The sequence below is a fragment of the Streptomyces spinoverrucosus genome (assembly GCF_015712165.1).
Lineage (GTDB): Bacteria > Actinomycetota > Actinomycetes > Streptomycetales > Streptomycetaceae > Streptomyces > Streptomyces spinoverrucosus_A.
Window position 1 is genome coordinate 3,114,486 of record NZ_JADPZX010000001.1, and the last position, 21,039, is coordinate 3,135,524.

18 protein-coding genes are annotated in these 21,039 nt (G+C 70.9%); 8 read left to right on the plus strand and 10 right to left on the minus strand.

The window, feature by feature from the left end; all coding sequences use genetic code 11:
- Window positions 1-10: 10 nt before the first annotated feature.
- Window positions 11-874, minus strand: coding sequence for a biotin--[acetyl-CoA-carboxylase] ligase (locus I2W78_RS13920; RefSeq protein ID WP_196459983.1), 864 nt, complete (start codon window positions 872-874; stop codon window positions 11-13).
- 110 nt (window positions 875-984) lie between these two features.
- On the opposite strand from I2W78_RS13920, the gene I2W78_RS13925 reads away from it, so the two are divergent.
- The 4 genes from I2W78_RS13925 to I2W78_RS13935 all read left to right on the plus strand — a co-directional run bounded on the left by I2W78_RS13925 (window position 985) and on the right by I2W78_RS13935 (window position 3,712).
- A complete protein-coding gene (locus tag I2W78_RS13925; protein ID WP_196459985.1) occupies window positions 985-2,595 on the plus strand; it encodes an acyl-CoA carboxylase subunit beta in 1,611 nt (536 codons plus the stop codon).
- A 17-nt stretch (window positions 2,596-2,612) separates the two neighbouring features.
- Window positions 2,613-2,822 (plus strand): acyl-CoA carboxylase epsilon subunit, encoded by a 210-nt coding sequence (locus tag I2W78_RS13930; protein ID WP_196459987.1) that lies wholly within the window; start codon window positions 2,613-2,615, stop codon window positions 2,820-2,822.
- A 109-nt stretch (window positions 2,823-2,931) separates the two neighbouring features.
- Window positions 2,932-3,057: a morphogenic membrane protein MmpB gene (gene mmpB / locus I2W78_RS41140; RefSeq protein WP_269066486.1), complete on the plus strand. Its 126-nt coding sequence runs from the start codon at window positions 2,932-2,934 to the stop codon at window positions 3,055-3,057.
- 34 nt (window positions 3,058-3,091) lie between these two features.
- Window positions 3,092-3,712 (plus strand): Maf family protein, encoded by a 621-nt coding sequence (locus tag I2W78_RS13935; RefSeq protein WP_196459989.1) that lies wholly within the window; start codon window positions 3,092-3,094, stop codon window positions 3,710-3,712.
- Here I2W78_RS13935 and I2W78_RS13940 read toward each other — a convergent pair.
- Window positions 3,681-4,145, minus strand: a complete 465-nt coding sequence (locus tag I2W78_RS13940; protein ID WP_196459991.1) for a hypothetical protein — start codon at window positions 4,143-4,145, stop codon at window positions 3,681-3,683. The two genes, I2W78_RS13935 and I2W78_RS13940, sit on opposite strands and share 32 nt — an antisense overlap.
- A 392-nt stretch (window positions 4,146-4,537) precedes the next feature.
- Between I2W78_RS13940 and I2W78_RS13945 the strand changes: the two genes are divergently transcribed.
- Window positions 4,538-6,310: an acetyl/propionyl/methylcrotonyl-CoA carboxylase subunit alpha gene (locus I2W78_RS13945; RefSeq protein WP_196459993.1), complete on the plus strand. Its 1,773-nt coding sequence runs from the start codon at window positions 4,538-4,540 to the stop codon at window positions 6,308-6,310.
- Between the two features lie 140 nt (window positions 6,311-6,450).
- Here the strand turns inward: I2W78_RS13945 and I2W78_RS13950 are convergent, their stop codons facing one another.
- Window positions 6,451-7,425 carry a DeoR/GlpR family DNA-binding transcription regulator gene (locus I2W78_RS13950; RefSeq protein ID WP_196459995.1) on the minus strand — a complete coding sequence of 325 codons (975 nt, stop codon included), beginning with the start codon at window positions 7,423-7,425 and terminating at the stop codon, window positions 6,451-6,453.
- Window positions 7,426-7,601: 176 nt separating this feature from the next.
- Window positions 7,602-9,050 (minus strand): NAD(P)H-quinone dehydrogenase, encoded by a 1,449-nt coding sequence (locus I2W78_RS13955; protein ID WP_196459997.1) that lies wholly within the window; start codon window positions 9,048-9,050, stop codon window positions 7,602-7,604.
- A gap of 106 nt (window positions 9,051-9,156) precedes the next feature.
- On the opposite strand from I2W78_RS13955, the gene I2W78_RS13960 reads away from it, so the two are divergent.
- The 3 genes from I2W78_RS13960 (at window position 9,157) to I2W78_RS13970 (ending at window position 12,516) form a co-directional block, all read left to right on the plus strand.
- Entirely contained in the window at window positions 9,157-9,594 is a 438-nt protein-coding gene (locus I2W78_RS13960; RefSeq protein WP_196460000.1) for a gamma-glutamylcyclotransferase, read from the plus strand.
- 94 nt (window positions 9,595-9,688) lie between these two features.
- Window positions 9,689-10,513 (plus strand): purine-nucleoside phosphorylase, encoded by an 825-nt coding sequence (locus I2W78_RS13965; RefSeq protein WP_196460002.1) that lies wholly within the window; start codon window positions 9,689-9,691, stop codon window positions 10,511-10,513.
- A 356-nt stretch (window positions 10,514-10,869) separates the two neighbouring features.
- Window positions 10,870-12,516 carry a phospho-sugar mutase gene (locus tag I2W78_RS13970; RefSeq protein WP_196460004.1) on the plus strand — a complete coding sequence of 549 codons (1,647 nt, stop codon included), beginning with the start codon at window positions 10,870-10,872 and terminating at the stop codon, window positions 12,514-12,516.
- A 275-nt stretch (window positions 12,517-12,791) separates the two neighbouring features.
- On the opposite strand, the gene I2W78_RS13975 is transcribed toward I2W78_RS13970, so the two are convergent.
- The 6 genes from I2W78_RS13975 to I2W78_RS14000 form a co-directional block, all read right to left on the minus strand.
- Complete coding sequence (locus I2W78_RS13975) at window positions 12,792-13,523, minus strand: hypothetical protein (RefSeq protein ID WP_196460006.1); 732 nt, start codon at window positions 13,521-13,523, stop codon at window positions 12,792-12,794.
- A 65-nt stretch (window positions 13,524-13,588) separates the two neighbouring features.
- A complete protein-coding gene (locus I2W78_RS13980; protein WP_196460008.1) occupies window positions 13,589-14,449 on the minus strand; it encodes a phosphate ABC transporter ATP-binding protein in 861 nt (286 codons plus the stop codon).
- A gap of 34 nt (window positions 14,450-14,483) precedes the next feature.
- The gene (locus tag I2W78_RS13985) at window positions 14,484-15,443 is read right to left on the minus strand and encodes a sortase (RefSeq protein ID WP_196460010.1); all 960 of its coding nucleotides are present in this window, start codon (window positions 15,441-15,443) and stop codon (window positions 14,484-14,486) included.
- 90 nt (window positions 15,444-15,533) lie between these two features.
- Window positions 15,534-17,231 (minus strand): Ig-like domain repeat protein, encoded by a 1,698-nt coding sequence (locus I2W78_RS13990; RefSeq protein ID WP_196460012.1) that lies wholly within the window; start codon window positions 17,229-17,231, stop codon window positions 15,534-15,536.
- Between the two features lie 98 nt (window positions 17,232-17,329).
- Window positions 17,330-18,298: a hypothetical protein gene (locus I2W78_RS13995; protein WP_196460014.1), complete on the minus strand. Its 969-nt coding sequence runs from the start codon at window positions 18,296-18,298 to the stop codon at window positions 17,330-17,332.
- 248 nt (window positions 18,299-18,546) lie between these two features.
- A complete protein-coding gene (locus I2W78_RS14000; RefSeq protein WP_196460016.1) occupies window positions 18,547-21,015 on the minus strand; it encodes a hypothetical protein in 2,469 nt (822 codons plus the stop codon).
- Window positions 21,016-21,039 lie beyond the last annotated feature (24 nt).

Here is a 21,039-nt window from a genome sequence, read left to right on the forward strand (position 1 = left end):
GGCACCACGGCTAAACCCCCCTCAAGTGCACGATGTCGCCGGCGCCGACCGGCTCCTGCACGCCCTCCTTCGTCGCCAGCACCAGCCGCCCGTCCCCGTCCACCGCGACCGCCTCTCCGATGATCGACCGGCCGCCGGGCAGTTCGGCCCGCACCACCCTCCCCAGCGTGGCGCACCCGGCGGCATACGTCTCGTGCAAGCCACTGGACACCGGATCACCCCCGGCGGTCCGCCAGCGCCGGTACCACTCCTCCAGCGACCGCAGTACGGCCCTCAGCAGCGGGTCCCGGTCCGTGTTCACCGCCCCGGCCAGCGCCAGCGAGCCCGCCGTGGGCACCGGCAGTTCGTTCTCGTGGAGCGTGACGTTGAGGCCGACGCCGAGCACCACGCCGTCGTCCGCCGCCCGCTCCGCCAGGATGCCGCCGGCCTTGCGTTCCTCGCCGCCGACGGTCACCAGCAGGTCGTTGGGCCACTTGAGTGCCGTGTCGACGCCCGCCGCCCGGGACAGGCCGGTCGCCACGGCGACGCCGGTGAGCAGCGGCAGCCAGCCCCAGTGGGACACCGGCACGTCCGTGGGGCGCAGCAGGACGGAGAAGAACAGGCCCGAGCGCGGCGGAGCGGTCCACTGACGGTCCAGGCGGCCGCGCCCGGCGGTCTGCTCCTCCGCGACCAGCACCTCCCCCTCGACGGCCAGGCCCTTGGCGGCCCGGGCCACCAGGTCGGAGTTGGTGGACCCGGTGCGCTGCACCACCTGCACCTCGGACCACAACCCGCCCTCCCGCACCAGCGCCCTGCGCAGCGCGACGGCGTTCAGGGGCGGCCGCTCCAGATCGGTCCAGCGGTTGTTCGGCTCTGATGCATCTCGGGGCGTCATGCAAGCCACCCTAGGTGTGGTAAACGCCGCACTGCTGATCGGAAGGCACCCCACTACGCTACGGATGAGTAACCGTCCCCCCTTTTGAGCAGGCAGGGAGCCGTATCCCGATGTCCGAGCCGGAAGAGCGTCAAGAGCGTCACGAGATCGACATCCACACGACCGCGGGCAAGCTCGCGGATCTCCAGCGCCGCATCGAGGAAGCGACGCACGCCGGCTCCGCTCGCGCCGTCGAGAAGCAGCACGCCAAGGGCAAGTTGACGGCCCGTGAGCGGATCACGCTGCTGCTCGACGAGGGCTCCTTCGTGGAGCTGGACGAGTTCGCCCGGCACCGCTCCACCAACTTCGGCCTGGAGCAGAACCGCCCCTACGGAGACGGCGTGGTGACCGGGTACGGCACCGTCGACGGCCGTCCCGTCGCCGTCTTCTCGCAGGACTTCACCGTCTTCGGCGGTGCGCTCGGCGAGGTCTACGGGCAGAAGATCGTCAAGGTGATGGACTTCGCGCTGAAGACCGGCTGCCCGGTCATCGGCATCAACGACTCCGGCGGCGCCCGCATCCAGGAGGGGGTGGCCTCCCTCGGGGCGTACGGCGAGATCTTCCGCCGCAACACCCACGCCTCGGGCGTGATCCCGCAGATCAGCCTGGTCGTCGGGCCCTGTGCGGGCGGCGCGGTCTACTCGCCGGCCATCACCGACTTCACGATCATGGTCGACCAGACCTCGCACATGTTCATCACCGGCCCGGACGTCATCAAGACCGTCACCGGCGAGGACGTCGGCTTCGAGGAGCTGGGCGGCGCCCGCACCCACAACACCGCCTCCGGCGTGGCCCACCACATGGCCGGGGACGAGAAGGACGCCATCGAGTACGTCAAGCAGCTGCTGTCGTACCTGCCGTCGAACAACCTCAGCGAGCCCCCGGCGTTCCCGGAGGACGCGGACCTCGCCCTCACCGACGAGGACCGCGAGCTGGACACGCTGGTGCCGGACAGCGCGAACCAGCCGTACGACATGCACACGGTGATCGAACACGTCCTGGACGACGCCGAGTTCTTCGAGACGCAGCCGCTCTTCGCGCCGAACATCCTCACCGGCTTCGGGCGCGTGGAGGGCCGCCCCGTCGGCATAGTCGCCAACCAGCCGATGCAGTTCGCGGGCTGCCTCGACATCACCGCCAGCGAGAAGGCGGCGCGGTTCGTCCGGACCTGCGACGCGTTCAACGTCCCGGTGATCACCTTCGTCGACGTCCCCGGCTTCCTGCCCGGCGTCGACCAGGAGCACGACGGCATCATCCGGCGCGGCGCCAAGCTGATCTACGCCTACGCCGAGGCCACCGTCCCGCTCATCACGGTCATCACCCGCAAGGCCTTCGGCGGCGCGTACGACGTCATGGGCTCCAAGCACCTGGGCGCCGACCTCAACCTGGCCTGGCCGACCGCCCAGATCGCGGTGATGGGCGCCCAGGGCGCCGTCAACATCCTGCACCGCCGCACCATCGCCGAGGCGGAGGCCGACGGGAACGGTGAGGCGACCCGGGCGCGGCTCATCCAGGAGTACGAGGACACCCTCCTCAACCCCTACATCGCCGCCGAGCGCGGCTACGTCGACGCGGTGATCATGCCGTCCGACACCCGCGCCCAGATCGTGCGCGGCCTGCGTCAACTGCGCACCAAGCGGGAATCCCTGCCTCCGAAGAAGCACGGCAACATCCCCCTCTAGCCCTGTTGGGAGCCGAGATGACGATCAAGGTCGTACGGGGCAATCCGACCCCTGAGGAGCTGGCCGCCGCACTGGCGGTGGTCCGGGCCCGCGCCGCGGCGGCATCGGACCTGCCGCCCGGCGCGCCCGGCCCGCGGGACTCCTGGTCCGACCCGGCCCGCATCGCCGGCCGGCACGTGCCCCAGCCGGGCCCGGCGGCGTGGGCGCGCACCTACTGGCCGAGCTAGCGGCAACGTCCTCGGGGGCGCGGGGAACCGCGCACCTCGGGGCAACCGGGGCGCCTTTTGAGTACCCGTACTCAGGCGCCCCCCTCGGCGAAAGCCCCACGCTGGGGGCATGCTGTGGTCCGACCCGGAGAACGAGCCGCCCAAAGAAATGCGCGACATGCAGGAGATGTTGCGGCGGCTGGGCGTTCTCATGGCGCTGGCCATGGTGCTCGCGATGATCGTGATCCTGGGATGAGCCACCACTCGGGTGACGCCGATACGCTGGCCGCATGACTGATCAGCCGCGCCGCCGACTCGTGCTCGCCTCCCAGTCCCCCGCCCGGCTCGGGCTGCTGCGGCAGGCCGGACTCGACCCCGAGGTGATCGTGAGCGGCGTCGACGAGGACGCCGTGACCGCGCCCACGCCCGCCGAGCTGGCACTCGCCCTCGCCGAGGCGAAGGCCTCCGTCGTGGCCGCCCGGCCCGACGTCAAGGGCGCCCTGGTGATCGGCTGCGACTCGGTGCTCGACCTGGACGGCGAGGCACTGGGCAAGCCGGCCGACGCCGAGGAGGCCACCGCGCGCTGGAAGGCCATGCGCGGCCGCGCCGGGACACTCCAGACGGGCCACTGCGTCTACGACACGCTGAGCGGGCGGTACGCGTCCGCGACCGCCTCCACGGTCGTCCGCTTCGGTGAACCCACCGACGAGGAGATCGCCGCGTACGTCGCCTCCGGCGAGCCCCTCTACGTCGCCGGGGCCTTCACCCTGGACGGCCGCTCGGCGCCGTTCATCGACGGCATCGACGGCGACCACGGCAACGTGATCGGCATCAGCCTGCCCCTCGTCCGGCGGCTGCTGGCCGAACTGGGTGTGGAGATCACGGAGTTGTGGGCGCCGGCGGAGGACTGACCGGCGAGTCGCCCGTGCCGCCGGTGCCGTCCTGGGGCTGGTCGGACGTGGGCCGCCGCTGACCGTCGTACGTCATCAGGAGCAGCACGATCAGGCCCATCACCACCATCATGAACAGGAACGCGTGCGGGCCCACCAGCCCCCAGGTGACCGCGCCCAGCACGCCGTGCACCACGGCCGCGCTGACCAGCAGGACACGCCCGAGACCGGCCGGGGTGCGGTCCCGCACGGCCACCAGAAGGGCGACCAGGCCGCACAGGGCGAAGTAGAGCCCGAAGGCCACGCCGCCGATCTTCGAGGACAGGGACATCACGTCCGGGTCGAGGCCCGCCAGGGACATGTCCTGGTTGTCGACCACGGTCCCCAGGATCCACTGCAGCCCCGCGATGCCGAACGCCTCGACGAAGAGCACCAACGCCACGATCCACGCCACCGGCCTGCGCACCACCGGCCCCCACCCACTTTCGACCGCCGCACCGCCACCGGGTGCCGTTACCCCGAGTACGTTCAAGTACATCGCGAACGCTACTAACGGGTAAACCGCGGGACAAGGGTTCGGCCGTGGGCAAAGAATCATTGGGCCATTCGTAGGGACTCGACAAAGAATCGGAGTGGGCCGCAGCACGCTCTCACAGAGACCTTGGCCACATGGGAAGGCTAGGGTTTTCCGGAGGAATCCTGCGTACCGCGCCACGACAAGGGATTTCGCGGGTCGAGCGAGCCTCGCATCACGCTCCGTGTGGGCAAGCTCACCACTGGGGACGGGTCGAAGTGCCGTGTCGGCAGTCCCTAAACTCGGCTTGTTTCAAGGAGGGAGCCTCAATCGTGCGCAAGGTGCTCATCGCCAACCGTGGCGAAATCGCTGTCCGCGTAGCCCGGGCCTGCCGGGACGCCGGTATCGCGAGCGTGGCCGTATACGCCGACCCGGATCGGGACGCTCTGCATGTCCGCGCCGCGGATGAGGCGTTCGCCCTGGGTGGTGACACCCCCGCCACCAGCTACCTCGACATCGAGAAGGTCCTGAACGCCGCCCGCGAGGCCGGCGCGGACGCCGTCCATCCGGGTTACGGCTTCCTGTCGGAGAACGCGGAGTTCGCGCAGGCGGTCCTGGACGCCGGGCTGATCTGGATCGGCCCGCCGCCGCACGCCATCCGCGACCTCGGCGACAAGGTGGCGGCCCGCCACATCGCCCAGCGCGCCGGCGCCCCGCTCGTCGCCGGTACACCCGATCCGGTGAGCGGCGCCGAGGAGGTCGTCGCCTTCGCGGAGGAGCACGGGCTGCCGATCGCCATCAAGGCCGCCTTCGGCGGCGGTGGCCGTGGCCTGAAGGTCGCCCGGACCCTCGAAGAGGTGCCCGAGCTGTACGACTCGGCGGTCCGCGAGGCCGTCGCCGCGTTCGGCCGGGGCGAGTGCTTCGTCGAGCGCTACCTGGACAAGCCCCGGCACGTGGAGACCCAGTGCCTGGCCGACCAGCACGGCAACGTGGTGGTCGTCTCCACCCGTGACTGCTCGCTCCAGCGCCGCCACCAGAAGCTGGTCGAGGAGGCTCCCGCGCCGTTCCTCTCCGAGGCGCAGATGGCCGAGCTGTACTCGGCGTCCAAGGCCATCCTGAAGGAGGCCGGCTACGTCGGCGCCGGCACGGTCGAATTCCTCGTCGGCCTCGACGGCACGATCTCCTTCCTGGAGGTCAACACCCGGCTCCAGGTGGAGCACCCGGTCACCGAGGAGGTCGCCGGCATCGACCTGGTCCGCGAGATGTTCCGCATCGCCGACGGCGAGGAGCTCGGCTACGACGACCCGCCGCTGCGCGGTCACTCGTTCGAGTTCCGTATCAACGGCGAGGACCCGGGCCGCAACTTCCTCCCCGCCCCGGGCACGGTCACCACGTTCCAGGCTCCGTCCGGTCCCGGCGTCCGCCTGGACGCGGGCGTGGAGTCCGGCTCGGTGATCGGCCCCGCCTGGGACTCGCTGCTCGCCAAGCTGATCGTCACCGGCCGCACCCGCAAGGAGGCCCTGCAGCGCGCCGCCCGCGCGCTGGAGGAGTTCCAGGTCGAGGGCATGGCCACGGCCATCCCGTTCCACCGCGCGGTCGTGAGGGACCCGGCGTTCGCCCCCGAGCTGACCGGCTCCACGGACCCCTTCACGGTCCACACCCGCTGGATCGAGACCGAGTTCGTCAACGAGATCAAGCCCTTCACCGCCCCCGCCGACGTCGAGGGGGAGGAGGAGCCGGGCCGCGAGACGGTCGTCGTCGAGGTCGGCGGCAAGCGTCTGGAGGTCTCCCTGCCGTCCTCCCTCGGCATGTCCCTGGCCCGCACTGGCCTCGCCGCCGGCGCCAAGCCCAAGCGCCGCGCCGCGAAGAAGTCCGGCCCGGTCGCGTCCGGCGACACCCTCGCCTCGCCGATGCAGGGCACCATCGTCAAGATCGCCGTCGAGGAGGGCCAGGAGGTCAAGGAAGGCGACCTGGTCGTCGTCCTGGAGGCGATGAAGATGGAACAGCCCCTCAACGCCCACAAGTCCGGCACCATCAAGGGCCTGGGCGCCGAGGTCGGCGCGTCGATCACGTCGGGCGCCGTGATCTGCGAGATCAAGGACTGACGGCAGCTCTTGCGACGTACGTTCCCCGTGCCCACCCAAAGGGGCGCGGGGAACTGCGCGAGCACCCGCAGACAGCCCGCACTCGCACACACCACAGCCCCTACGGCGAGCAGGCGCCCGGGCCCACCGGGCCTCGCAGACTAACGGCGCCGCAGATCGGCCACCCTGGCCCGCTCGCCGCCCGGCGTCTGTTCGCCGAGGACGGCCGCCGTGCGCAGGGCCGAGCCGGCGCCCGGGACCTGGCCCCGGCGCGGACCCGGGAGGGGCACGTCCCGGCGCTGCTGGCGCGCCGGGGTGCCCTCACCGCCCGCGTTACCGGCGTTTCCCGCAGCTCCCGTCCCGGCCACGGCGATCTGGACGCCTTGGTCGGCCAGCGCCTGCAGTTCGGTGGCGGCGCGGTCGTCGTGAACCGGCGGTTCGTCCGTGACGAGGCGGGTGATCACATCGGTCGGGACGGTCTGGAACATCGTGTCCGTACCGAGCTTGGTGTGGTCCGCGAGGACCACGACCTCCGCGGCGGCCTGGACGAGGGCCCGGTCGACGGATGCCGAGAGCATGTTGGACGTGGACAGACCGCGTTCGGCGGTCAGGCCGCTACCGGAGAGGAAGGCCCGGGACACCCGCAGCCCCTGGAGGGACTGTTCCGCCCCCGACCCCACGAGGGCGTAGTTGGAACCGCGGAGCGTGCCGCCGGTCATCACGACCTCCACCCGGTTGGCGTGGGCCAGCGCCTGCGCCACCAGCAGGGAGTTGGTGACGACGGTCAGCCCGGGCACCCGGGCCAGCCGACGGGCCAGCTCCTGGGTGGTCGTCCCGGCCCCGACCACGATGGCCTCGCCCTCCTCCACGAAGTTCGCGGCGAGGTCGGCGATGGCGGTCTTTTCGGCGGTCGCGAGATGTGACTTCTGCGGAAAGCCGGACTCCCGCGTGAATCCGCCCGGCAATACCGCACCGCCGTGCCGGCGGTCGAGGAGTCCTTCTGCCTCCAGTGCGCGCACGTCCCGCCGTACGGTCACTTCGGAGGTCTGGACGACGCGGGCGAGCTCACGGAGCGACACGGCCCCGTTCGCTCGCACCATTTCGAGGATCAACTGGCGACGTTCTGCAGCGAACACGAAACTGACAGTAACCCCAACGACCGTCTGCTTTCAGCAGTTTGCGCCGAATAACAGAAGTTGTTCGCACACAACAGCGGGAAGTGGTATAGGAGCCTAGTCCCGCCGCCTATGCCGAACGCATGGTCGGCAACTCCCCGTGACCAGCGAGGAGTCGCTTTCGGCCGCCGAAACGGTCAGGCCTCGGCGGTCACCTTCCGGGTGTGGAGCTGTCGTGCCACCTCCGCGATCGACCCCGAAAGGGAGGGATAAACGGTGAACGCGTTCGCGATCTGTTCGACCGTCAGATTGTTGTCGACGGCGATCGAGATCGGATGGATGAGCTCGGACGCGCGCGGTGCGACAACCACACCGCCGACCACGATCCCGGTGCCCGGCCGACAGAAGATCTTGACGAAGCCGTCCCGGATGCCCTGCATCTTCGCGCGCGGGTTGCGCAGCAGCGGCAGCTTCACCACCCGGGCGTCGATGACACCGCCGTCGACGTCGGCCTGCGTGTAGCCGACGGTGGCGATCTCGGGGTCGGTGAAGACGTTGGACGAGACGGTCTTCAGGTTCAGCGGCGTCACCGCGTCACCCAGGAAGTGGTACATGGCGATCCGCCCCTGCATGGCCGCGACGGACGCCAGAGCGAAGACACCCGTGACGTCACCGGCGGCGTACACACCCGGAGCCGTCGTCCTCGACACCTTGTCGGTCCAGATGTGCCCGGAGTCCTTCAGCCGGACCCCGGCCTCCTCCAGCCCCATGCCCTCGGTGTTGGCAATGGCGCCGACGGCCATCAGACAGTGCGACCCGGTGATGACCCGCCCGTCGGAGAGGGTGACCTCGACCCGGTCGCCCACCCGCTTGGCGGAGGCGGCCCGCGACCGCGCCATGACGTTCATGCCGCGCCGCCGGAAGACGTCCTCCAGGACGGCCGCCGCGTCCGGGTCCTCACCCGGCAGCACCCGGTCCCGGGACGACACCAGCGTCACCTTCGACCCCAGCGCCTGATAGGCCCCCGCGAACTCGGCACCGGTCACACCCGACCCGACCACGATCAGCTCCTCGGGAAGCTCGTCGAGGTCGTACACCTGGGTCCAGTTCAGAATCCGCTCACCGTCGGGCTTGGCGTCGGGCAGCTCCCGCGGATGCCCACCGGTGGCGATGAGCACCGCGTCGGCCGTGAGCGTCTCCTCACTGCCGTCCGCGGCCCGCACCACGACCTTCCGTGACCCGTCGAGGGCCTGCATGCCCTCCAGCCGCCCCCGCCCGCGCATCACCCGGGCGCCGGCCCGCGTCACGGCGGCGGTGATGTCATGCGACTGGGCGAGCGCGAGCCGCTTCACCCGTCGGTTGACCTTCCCCAGGTCCACCCCGATGATCCGGGCGGAAACCTCCTCCGGCGGCGTGTCGTCCGCCACGATGATGCCCAGCTCCTCGTACGAGGAGTCGAAGTTGGTCATCACCTCGGCCGTGGCGATCAGGGTCTTCGACGGCACGCAGTCGGTCAGCACCGACGCTCCGCCCAGACCGTCGCAGTCGACGACGGTCACCTCCGCACCGAGTTGTGCGGCGACCAGCGCCGCTTCATATCCGCCGGGTCCGCCACCGATGATCACGATCCGAGTCACGTACTCCATTGTCCCGCACCCTTCAACGTGCGACTGCCCCGGGGGCCCACCGGAGCTACCACAGGTACCCCTGACACGAAAGTGACACGCGAGCCGACTGCCGTACTCTCGATCCATGTCGCTCTACGCCGCCTACGCCGGCAATCTCGACGCGCGGCTGATGTCCCGCCGCGCCCCGCACTCGCCGATGCGAGCCACGGGGTGGCTGAACGGCTGGCGATTGACGTTCGGCGGCGAGCACATGGGCTGGGAGGGCGCGCTCGCGACGATCGTCGAGGACCCGATGGCCCAGGTCTTCGTCGCGCTCTACGACATCGCACCCATGGACGAGGAGTCACTCGACCGATGGGTCGGCGTCGGCCTCGGCGTCTACCGCCGCCTCCGCGTCCGCGTCCACACCCTCGACGGCGAGGAACCGGCCTGGGCGTACGTCCTCAACGCCTACGAGGGCGGCCTCCCCTCGGCCCGCTACCTGGGCGAAATCGCGGACGCGGCCGAATCGGCAGGCGCGCCGCACGATTACGTGATGGAGCTACGAAAGCGACCCTGCTGAAACAGAAGGCTCGTCGGAAACGACAAGACAACGATCGCAATCCCGTGACCTCCATCATCTACGCGCGTAGGACCAAACCGGCTACCCTCGTCGCGTGAACGCTTCTCTTCTTCCGGACGACATCCAGGGCGACCCCTACGCCGCCGCCGACGCCGCCGCCGCGCGCCTGCGCGAACTCACCGGGGCCGAGTCCCACGACGTCGCCCTCGTGATGGGCTCCGGCTGGGCACCGGCCGTGGACGCGCTGGGCGCCCCTGAGGCCGAGTTCCAGGTCACCGAGCTGCCCGGCTTCCCGCCGCCCGCGGTCGCCGGACACGGGGGCAAGATCCGCTCGTACCGCACCGGCGACAAGCGCGCCCTGGTCTTCCTCGGCCGCACCCACTATTACGAGGGCCGCGGCGTCGCCGCCGTCGCGCACGGCGTCCGCACCGCCGTCGCCGCCGGCTGCAAGACGATCGTCCTCACCAACGGCTGCGGCGGCCTGCGCGAGGGCATGCGCCCCGGCCAGCCGGTACTGATCAGCGACCACATCAACCTCACCGCCACCTCCCCCATCGTCGGCGCCAACTTCGTCGACCTCACCGACCTCTACTCCCCCCGCCTCCGCGCCCTGTGCAAGGAGATCGACCCCACCCTGGAGGAGGGCGTCTACGCCCAGTTCCCCGGCCCGCACTACGAGACGCCGGCCGAGATCCGCATGGCCCGCGTGATCGGCGCGGACCTGGTGGGCATGTCGACGGTCCTGGAGGCGATCGCGGCACGCGAGGCAGGCGCGGAGGTCCTCGGCATCTCCCTGGTCACCAACCTCGCCGCCGGCATGACCGGAGAGCCCCTCAACCACGAGGAGGTCCTCCAGGCAGGCCGCGACAGCGCGACGCGGATGGGTGCGCTGCTGGGCCAGGTCTTGGCCCGCCTCTGACCGCCGTAGGGGTGTCGCGTCATGTCGTAGCTGTCGTAGCTGCGGGTACGTGGGGGCTGGTCGCGCAGTTCCCCGCGCCCCTTTTGGGACGATGACGCGAGGCACGACGGCGGGAAAGCCGCCCACGGCGGGAAGGGGACGTGCCGGGGGGTGTCCGCCCGCAGCGGTTGGCGCGTCAACCCGGGCACCTTTGTAGATGACCGATTCCGCGCCGTTCCGAGGACGGACACCCCCCGGCACGGCCCCGCACCACCCACCGAACCGCAGGCGCTGCAGCAACCCCCACCGAACCCGAGCAGGCCGCCGCAGGCACCCACCCGCACCCCACCACCCCCCCAACGAGAGGCTGACCGACCGTGCAAGACGACCTCCTCGCACAGGCCCAGGCATGGCTCACCGAGGACCCCGACCCGGAAACCCGCGCCGAACTCGCCCGCCTGATCGACACCAAGGACGTCACCGAACTCACCGCCCGCTTCAGCGGCACCCTCCAGTTCGGCACCGCCGGCCTCCGCGGCGAACTCGGCGCCGGCCCCATGCGCATGAACCGCTCGGTCGTCATCCGCGCCGCCGCCGGCCTCGCCGCGTACCTCAAGAAGCAGGGCCACACCACCGGCCTGGTCGTCATCGGCTACGACGCCCGCCACAAGTCGGCGGACTTCGCCCGCGACACCGCCTCCGTCATGACCGGCGCCGGCCTCCGCGCGGCTCTCCTCCCCCGCCCCCTCCCCACCCCCGTCCTCGCCTTCGCCATAAGGCACCTCGGCGCGATCGCCGGCGTGGAGGTCACCGCCAGCCACAACCCGCCCCGCGACAACGGCTACAAGGTCTACCTCGGCGACGGCTCCCAGATCGTCCCGCCCGCCGACACGGACATCGCCGCGGAAATCGCAGCCATCCCCTCCCTCACCACGGTCTCCCGCCCCACCGAGGGCTGGGAAACCCTCGACGACACCGTCCTCGACGCCTACCTGGCCCGCACGGACGCCGTCCTCGCAAAGGACTCCCCCCGCACGGCCCGCACGGTCTACACGGCGATGCACGGAGTAGGCAAGGACACCCTCCTCGCCGCCTTCGAACGCGCCGGTTTCCCCACCCCCACCCTCGTCACCGAGCAGGCCGACCCCGACCCGGACTTCCCCACCGTCGCCTTCCCCAACCCGGAAGAGCCCGGCGCGATGGACCTCGCCTTCGCCAAGGCCCGCGAGACGAACCCCGACCTGATCATCGCCAACGACCCGGACGCCGACCGCTGCGCGGTAGCCGTAAAAGCGGTGGACGCACAAGAGAACGACGCCTGGCGCATGCTCCGCGGCGACGAGGTAGGCGCCCTCCTCGCCGCGCACCTGGTCAACCGCGGCGCCCAGGGAACGTTCGCCGAGTCGATCGTCTCCTCCTCCCTCCTCGGCCGTATCGCCGCCAAGGCGGGCCTGGCCCACGAGGAGACCCTCACCGGCTTCAAGTGGATCGCCCGCGTCGAGGGCCTCCGCTACGGCTACGAGGAGGCCCTCGGCTACTGCGTGGACCCGGACGGCGTACGCGACAAGGACGGCATCACAGCGGCCCTCCTCATCACGGAACTCGCCTCCACCCTCAAGGCGGAGAACCGCACCCTCCTCGACCTCCTCGACGACCTCGCCGTCGAACACGGCCTGCACGAGACCGACCAGCTCTCGGTCCGCGTCCAGGACCTCTCGGTGATCGCCAACGCCATGCGAAGGCTCCGCGAGCAGCCCCCCACCCACCTCGCGGGCCTGCCGATCACGAGGGCCGAGGACCTCACCCAGGGCACGGACACGCTCCCGCCCACGGACGGCCTGCGCTACACCCTCGAAGGCGCCCGCGTCATCGTCCGCCCCAGCGGCACGGAACCGAAGCTGAAGTGCTATCTGGAGGTGGTGGTCCCCGTGGCGACGCACACCGGCCTCCCGGCGGCCCGCGCCAAGGCGAAGGACCTGCTGACGGCGATCAAGCGGGACCTGTCGGAGGCGGCCGGCATCTGACGAACCGGGGCACCCCCGATGCATCCCCTCGATGCACCCCGATGCACCCCCGCACCCTGATTCACCGGGAGTTGGGCTGCCGCATGCTCCCCGGATGCCCCACCCGTCCGCCGACCCCCCAGTATGGAACTGGTGTCCGGCGCCACACCTGACCCCCCAGGGGCGCCAGTCACCAGGCGCCCCGGTCACCCCCCCCTGATCGGCGCGCATAGGGGCCGGACGCGGGCCTCACTGTCGCGCGAGGTGCGCGCCGATCCCCCCAGATGATGAGCGCGTCACACCCGCGTGAGGTAACTGAAGCCCGTGTCCGGCCCCACACACGACTGGAGCGTGAGGTCGCCCCAGTACAGGCCGGCGGCGGGGACTCCGCGCCCCGGGGTGATGTAGTTCGCGTACACCTCGTAGGTCCAGGTGCCGCGCACGGTCGTGACCGTGACGCGGGTGCCGACGGGCAGCTCGGCGAACCGGTCGAAGCCGTTGCAGTAGTCGTGGCCGACGATCACCACGGTCCGCATCTCGTAGCCGTCCTCCTTCCCGATGTCCGGCCCGGCCCACTGCACCGCCTCCTCGCAGGCGTCCACCTCGTCCTGACCGCCGCGCGCGACGTACGACGACCAGTTCCCGATCCGGATGACGGCGCGCCCGGCGGACGGCGAGGGCCCGGTCGCGGCGACGCGGTCGCGGGACGCCTGGGAGGGGGTGCGGGAGAGATCGGGGCCCGTACGGCGTGAGGGACTGCCGGCGGCCGTGGGGCGGGGCGCCCGCGTGCCGGACGACGTGGCGGTGGGACGCGGCGGCGGAAACGACGGCGTACCGGAGGGAGCAACACCGGCGTACGCCGAACCAGGCGCCGACGCAGGTCCCGACGCCCCCGGGGTCTCCGAACCCCCGGCCCCCGAACCTGCCCCACCCTCCACATGCGCGACCGTCCCCCGAGGCAGCGCCGTACCCCCGCCGGAAGCACCACAGCCGGCGGTGAACAGGACGGCCGCCAGGACAGCCGCCACCCCACCCCCGACCCGGCCGGCCCGGCCCCGCCCACCGTGTGGCACGGGCCGCCGTGGCGACCCCGTCACCCGAACCGCCCGTTCACGTAGTCGGACGTGCGCTCGTCCTGCGGCGAGTTGAACATCGCGTCCGTGTCGCCGTGTTCGACGATCACGCCGGGTGTGCCGTGCGAGGCGAGGAAGAAGGCGCAGGTGTCGGAGACCCGGGCGGCCTGCTGCATGTTGTGGGTGACGATCACGATGGTCACCTCGGACTTGAGCTCGGCGATGGTCTCCTCGATGCGCCGGGTCGAGGTCGGGTCGAGCGCCGAGCACGGCTCGTCCATCAGCAACACCCGGGGTCGTACCGCCAGCGAGCGGGCGATGCACAGCCGCTGCTGCTGGCCGCCGGAGAGGGCGCCGCCGGGCTGCCGGAGCCGGTCCTTGACCTCGCGCCACAGCCCCGCCTTCGTCAGGCACTCCTCGACCAGCTCGTCCTTGCCGTCGCGGGTGGCCTTGATGGCGTTGAGCTTCAGCCCGGCGAGGACGTTGTCGTAGATGGACATCGCGGGAAAGGGGTTCGGCTTCTGGAAGACCATCCCGATCTCGCGGCGGGCGTGTGTGATGCGCCGCCCCCGGTCGTAGATGTCCTGCTCGTCGAGCAGCACACGCCCCGCGAGCGAGGCCGAACCGATCAGCTCGTGCATCCGGTTGAGGATGCGCAGGAAGGTCGACTTGCCGCAGCCGGACGGGCCGATGAGCGCGGCGACCTGGCGGGCGGGCATGGTCAGCGACACCCGGTCGAGGACCTTGTGGTCACCGAACCAGGCGGAGACCGCCTCGGCGCGCAGGGTGGCGGGGCCGCGGCCGGCGCCGACCCGCGGCTGGACGACGGTGTCCGTGAGGTCGGCGTCCGCGGTGGCGGTGCCGTTGATGTCGGTGGACATGGTGTGCGTCAACTCCCGGGCGTGTTCGGGTGGTTCAGAGCAGGTTGGGCAGCAGCGCGGCGATGGCGCCGGAGTCGGCGAGGCCGAGGGCGGCGAGCAGGGGAGCGGCACAGATCCAGGTCTGCCAGCGGCCCCAGAAGCGGTACGCGGCCACCGTGAGCAGCGAGGCGAGCAGCAGGGCCTGGGTCCACAGGAAGACCTCCAGCCAGGCGTTGCCGTCGGTGCCCAGCGCCTGCTCGGAGCTCGCGATCCAGCCGGTGGCGAGGTCGCGGGGCGGGTTGGGCCGGACGTCCGTGAGCAGCTTGGCGTCGACGCGCAGCACGCCGTTCGGGGTGTACGGCCCACCGGTCGCGGTGATGAGGGTGAGCCGTCCCTGTCCCTCGGTGGGCGGCGGGGGCAGCTCGTCGCCGGCCCGGCGCAGTCCCGTGACCTCGTACACCGACTTGCCCTGGCCGGTGGTCAGTTCCATGCGGGCGCCGACGGGCAGGTTGTGCAGGTCGTTGAAGGGGCTGCCGTAGGCCCACTGGCGGCCCATGACGACGACGGTGCCGGCCTGGCCGGGCAGCGGGGTGTCCCGGCGGTGGCCGGGGCCGGACATCAGCACCTCGGACGTGGTGCCCTCGGCGACGACCTCCTCGACGTCGAGCGCGGGGATGGTCAGCAGCGCGACGGGCGCGCCCATCTTCAGCAGGTTGCCCTCGAAGTCGCGCTGGCCCACGGGGGCGACACCGAGGGCGAGTTGGCGGCGCAGTTCGTCGTACGCGGTCTGCTGGTCGCGGGCGTGCTGGAGGTGGCCGACGATCGTGAGGTTCGCGGCGAACCCGAACAGTACGGCCGCCAGGACGCACAGGGCCGCCCCGGCGAGCGCGAGCCCGGGGTGGGCGGGGGGCCGCGGCGGCGCCTTGCGGGCCGGATGGGGCGCGGGCGGCGGTGGTACGGCGGGCGGGGCGGCCTCGGTCGGCGGGCCGGCCGTGGGTGGGGCGACGGTGGTCACGGGTGCGCTCCCTGGAAGCGGGACGGTGAAGACGAGGGGCGGCGGGGCGGGCCCGGGGCGCGTCGCGTGCGCCCCCGGACCGCCCGGCCGTCAGTGGTGCTGCGGGGTGTCGCCGTCGAAGGCCAGCAGGCCCTTGCGGCGCATGTGGATCACGAGCGCCGCACCCGCGCACAGCAGCGCGAGCGCGGTCAGGCCGATGGCGCCGACCTGGGCGCCGGTGGACGCCATCGAGCCGCCGCCGGTGCCCGTGCCACCGGTGTCCCCGCCGGCGGCGCCGCCCGAGTCCGTACCGCCGCTGTCGGTGCCGCCGTTGCCCGTACCGGCGTCGTCACCGGACGTCTCCGACTCGGACGGCGAGGGGCTCTCGGTGGGCTCCTCCCCGGTGGTGAACGCGAAGTCGACGGAGTGCCCGTCGGTCTTGTCCTCGGCCAGCGTCAGCACGTGGTCGCCGTCCGCGATGTCCTCGGGGACGGTGAACTCGTATTCCTCGACGGTGCCTTCGGCGTTCGCCGTGGCGTCCTGGAAGGTCTCCTCGCTCTCGGCGAGGGTGACGGTGACCGTGGCGTCCTCGGTGTAACCGCGGGCGGTGATCTTCACGGTCTGGCCCGGTTCGAGGCTGGGGTTCTCGTCGAGGGTGTTGCCGTCCTCGTCGGTCACTTCGAGGTCAGCGGGGTCCGTCGGGTCGGGGTCCTCCTCGTCGGTGCTGGTGAAGTCGAAGCTCGCTCGTTTGTTGGCCGAGCCGCCCTCGTCGAAGTACAGGCTCGTCTCACCGCTGATCGTGCGGTCGGGGACGGTGAACGCGTAGTCGACGATCGTGCCCTCGGCGTTCGGGGTGGCGTCCTGGAACGTCGCTCCGGACGCGGGGGACTGCGACACCTTGACCGTGGAGCCCGGCGTGAAGCCCTGGACGGTGATCTTCACGGTCTTCCCGATGGACAGGGTCGGATTGTCACCGAGGGCGTTGCCCTCGGCGTCCTTGGCGGTGAGCAGGTAGCCGATGTTCGCGGGCGCGGTGCCCCGGGACTCGCCGTAGGCGTCGGGGTCGTCAGGGGTGAAGACGGCCTCGTACTGGTGCGGGCCGCCGACCGCGGGCGCCTTGACGGTGAGTTCCGCCTTGCCGTCGGTGACGTCCGCCTTGCCGAGCGAGGTGCCGCCGGTCTTGAACTCCACGGACCCGGCCGCCGCCTGGGGCTGCACCGTGGCGGTGAGTTTGAGGTCGCCCTTGACGGGGACGCCGGTGGCCGCCGTGAGGCTGACGTTCGTGGCCTGCTGCTGGAGCAGGGTCCAGGTGTCGCCCGTGACCCTGATCCTGGCCTGGAAGACGGGGGCCTCGGTGCCGCCGCCGCACGCCAGGAGCAGCGTGTACACGCCGTCGAGGGAGCCCTCGGGTGTCCACCCCCGCAGCACCTCGCCCAGGGGCTTCCTGAACGCACCGATGTGCGGCTGGAGGTTCACCGTGAAGGGAGCCGTGCCGATCGGGGCCTTCTCCACACCCCTGGCGAAGGACGTCTGGACAGCGGTGTTCTGAGGATTGACGACTTTGAGGTTGAGCGAGTGCGGGGCCGCCGGGTCGGCCGGATCCGGGCATCCGCCGCTCGTCGTGACGGATTCGGCCAGCGGGTTGGTCAGGATGTTCCCCGAGGACGGGCTGAGCGTGAACTTGCCGAGGTCCGTGGCCGCGTTGGCCCGCCCCGAGAAGGCGACGATCCCGGCCAGGGCGGCGCACAACAGCGCGCAGCAGGTCAGCAGTGCCACCGGTGATCTGAGGTGCGCGAGTCGTTGGTTCATGTGGTGCTCCCCCCACGGGGCTGTGGTTGTGGATGGATACGCCGAGAGGGCCGGGCACCTGGACGGTGCCCGGCCGTTCGGCGGTTACGGGATGGTGATCAGCGCTCGCCCTTGAGGGACGTGCTGCCGCAGTTGCTGACGGTGCCGAAGCCGTACTTGGTGATCGTGTCGGCGGCCTGGCAGACCTTCGAGCCGGAGCCCACGAAGGTCTCCGCGATCACCGTGTCCGACAGCTTGCTGGTCGGGACGACGTTGAAGACGTCACGCAGGTAGGGGAAGGCCGGGTTCAGCTCGAGGTTCTCGTCGCGCGGCGCCTGGCCGTTGACGGAGCCGAGCACGGCAGCGCCGCGACGGTCGGTCACGGCCTCGGTCTCCTGGGCGGTGTACTGGGCCACGGAGAACGGGACGATGTCACCGGCGCTGTCCAGGACCCGGCCGTCGTTCTCCTGGATCGACTCGCTGGTCTGGACGCAGGTGCCGGGCGTCGCCTGGATGGAGCTGAGGAAGAAGGCGCGGGTACCGGACTGCGACTGCGGCAGGATCGGGGTGATCGACACGCCGTTCAGCGAGGTCAGGCGGCACTCGTAGATGTCCCTGAGCTGAATATCCGTCAGGTTGGTGGGCAGGGCGCTGTCCGAGCGCTTCGCCCAGCTCACGGCGTCCTTGCCGAACGGGATCCAGGTCAGGTCCTGGGTGGAGCTGTCGGCCACACCACGGGAGGAGCGGGCGAAGTCCACGCAGCCGGTGCTGGTGTCCACGGCGGTGCGCAGGGCGTCGATGCCGGCCGAGGAACCGTTGGGCCGGTTGATCACACAGCCGTTCGCCTTGGTCTTGATCGTGGCGGAGCCGGTGGCGTTCCAGGAGGCGATGATCTTGCCGTTGCCGTTGGTGACCACGTCGCCGAGGCCGTTCATGACGTCCTGGGTGGTGTCGGAGCCGACACCGGCCAGCTGACGGTAGTCGGTGATCGGGTTGGGGTCCGCGTAGGCGGGAGCGGCCAGGACACCGAGGCCGAGGGCGACAGCGCCGACACCGGCACCGATGCGCAGGCGGGACTTGACGTTCACTACGGTTCTCCTCCGTGGGAACGGATCGAGGAATGGACGTGCAAGCAAATCCGGATTTCTTTCGCCACCGACCCGTCGGCCGGCCGTGCAGAACAATTCCGCAAACCCACCCCGGGCGGCCACTAATTCCAGTCGCTCATCAGGTTACGAGTCCGTTTCCAAGATGACTCCAAGGGAATTCACGGAATCGTGTGCGGATTCCCCGGGACAATAAGCGTCCCGGGGAATCCGGAGACCGCCGGAAATGGTCAGCCGCTACCGGCCGCCCGGCGGGTGGAGAGCCACACCATCGTCGGACCGGCGAGTCCGGCGACGCCGCCGGCGACGAGCACGCCGAGCAGCACCCAGCGGATCAGCCCGAGCACCTCCGAGGGGGTGAGTCCGCCGGACTGGGCCACGTTCTGCTTGGCCGGGTCCGTCTCGGACGGGTCGGGCCGGGAGGTACCGGATCCGGGCCCGCCCGCGCCCGCCGGGCCGGTCGCGCCGCCGGCCGCTCCGGCCGGGTCGCCGCCGCCCAGGCCCCCGGCGCCCGTACCGCCGTCGAGTCCGCCGGCCGTGCCACCGCCGCCGGTGTCCGGGCCGTCGTTCGAGGCCGGGTCCTCGGGGTTCGACGGCTGCGGCGCGGCCGCCGCGCCCTTCTCCAGCTGGTCGGCGGCCTGCCGCGCCTGCTGACGCAGCGCGGTGGGCAGCGGGGCGTAGCCGTGGGGCAGCCGGCCCTTCGCCGTGCCCTGCGTCTGCCCCTGGTCGGCCGCGTAGCGGAGCACGTCGGCGTAGTCCTGCCGCGCGTCCTCGGCCTGGCCGAGCGAGGCCGCCGCGTACACCACGGTGGCCAGCGGGTATGCGCCGTCCTTCATCTTGGCGGGGTCGGGTGCCTTGACGCCGGGCACCTCCGAGTCGGGCATCTGGGCGACGGCCTCGAGCAGGGAGGTGTCGGTCGGCTTGACGTACTCGCCGTCGGCGTTGGGCAGGGCGGCGGCGTTCAGCTGGTAACGCACCGCGGACGCGTTGTCCACGATGCCGAACTGGCGCTGCTTTGTCGGGACCGGGCGGCCCAGCGGCGTCATTTTCGCCAGGGTGCCGGTGGCGCTGCATTCGTATGCGGTGCCGATGTCGCCACGGCGGACCTTCAGCGCCCCCTCGTGCATGTCGGTCACGTAGGGCACCACGTCCTGCCCGGTGCGCGTCAGCTGGATCGGGGTGGACCCACCGGGGCAGTTGAGGGTCGTGGACGTGAGATCCGCCTTGGGGAAGTAATCCAGGGAATCCGAGATCACTCCGTCTTCGTACTTGGGGTTGACCTTCATACCCCAGGGATCCTGTTCTCCTTCGATGAACTCCTTTGCATCGCGGTCCGCCAGAATGTAGTCCCACACCAGGCGAGCCGAGTCGGAATTCTCCGAGGAAACAGCCAGACCCAACGGGGCCAGCCGTTCGTTCGTGGCCAGATCCTCAAGGCCAGGATTGAGCTGCTGGAATTCGGGGTCCATTCCGATGGACCTCGGATTTCCGGAGACGTAGGTGGGAGTCTGCTCATTCGTCGGGACCAGGCTGCTGGGGTAGGACTGGGTGAGCACCTTGGCCAGCAGCCGCTGGTTGAGCTTGACGTTCTTCAGCGGCAGCGGCCGGTCGACGGTGTTGCTTCCCTCCCCGGTCCGCTGGTCGTACATCCACACGAAGCCGATGGTCAGGCCGTTGATCGCGACCGGCGCGTGCACCACCCCATCGGCCGGCTGGACGGGATCCACCGTCATGGCGAGCCCGGCCAAGGAGTCCGCCGACGCCACGGAGTCCCTGGCGTGCTGCTCACTGGACTGGGTGTAGGTGAACCGGTGAGTGCCGGTGGCGCACAGGTTCCCCTGCCACGACGTGATCGCGTCGGTGGCGAGCTCGGAGCCCATGATCTGGCGCTCCGGCTTGTCGGGGTCACAGTTGTCCGTGACCGGCTCGAAGTCGAGGCGGAAGGCGATGCGCTGGTCCCAGTTCGACCGGCTCAGCGAGGGCGACCTGAGAATCCTGTCCTTTGCCGGGTCTCCATTGGCATCGTGGGTACCGCGCGGCACCACCACCAGCCAGCACGGCTGTATCGCACCCGCCGACGTCCGGCGGGCGCCACAGCCCAGGGCGGGCTGCTCCACGGCCGACTTCACCTCGAACGCCATGTCGCCGCCGCCGTTGCCGTCGTTGGGCAGGAACGGGACGGCGTTCGTGTCGCCCTGGGTGAAGTACGTGGAATCCGTGGCGGCCGTCGTGGGATCGCCCTGTCCGGGCACCGGCCGGAACGGCACGAAGCGGGTGCCGTTCTGATCCACCGACGTCCCGGTCTCGGTCTCCAGCGGGTCGTAACCATCGGCGTTGTCGGACAGGAACACGCCGCGGCCGTCGCCGGGTTGCGCGCCGGCGGACCGGCCGAACTCACACTGCGTACGGTCCGGCCCGGACGCCTCGTCCCCCCAGCACTGCATGAGCGACAGGAAGTTCGTCCCCACGCCGTTGGACGGCTCACCGCCCTTCCACGTCACCCTGACGCCCTGCCCGTTCAGGCCCTTCGTCTGGTGCACGGTGACCTCGAGCTCGGAGAAGTCGTACTTCCCCTTCGTCCCCTTCTTGGTCACCGCCGAGCTCTCACTCGTGGCCGCCCGTGCCTGGCCCGCCCCCTCCGGCAGCGGAACCACGGCGATCACTAGGGCGGAGAGCAGGCACCCGACCCCGGCGGTCACCCGCCGTCGCCCGGGGGACGACGC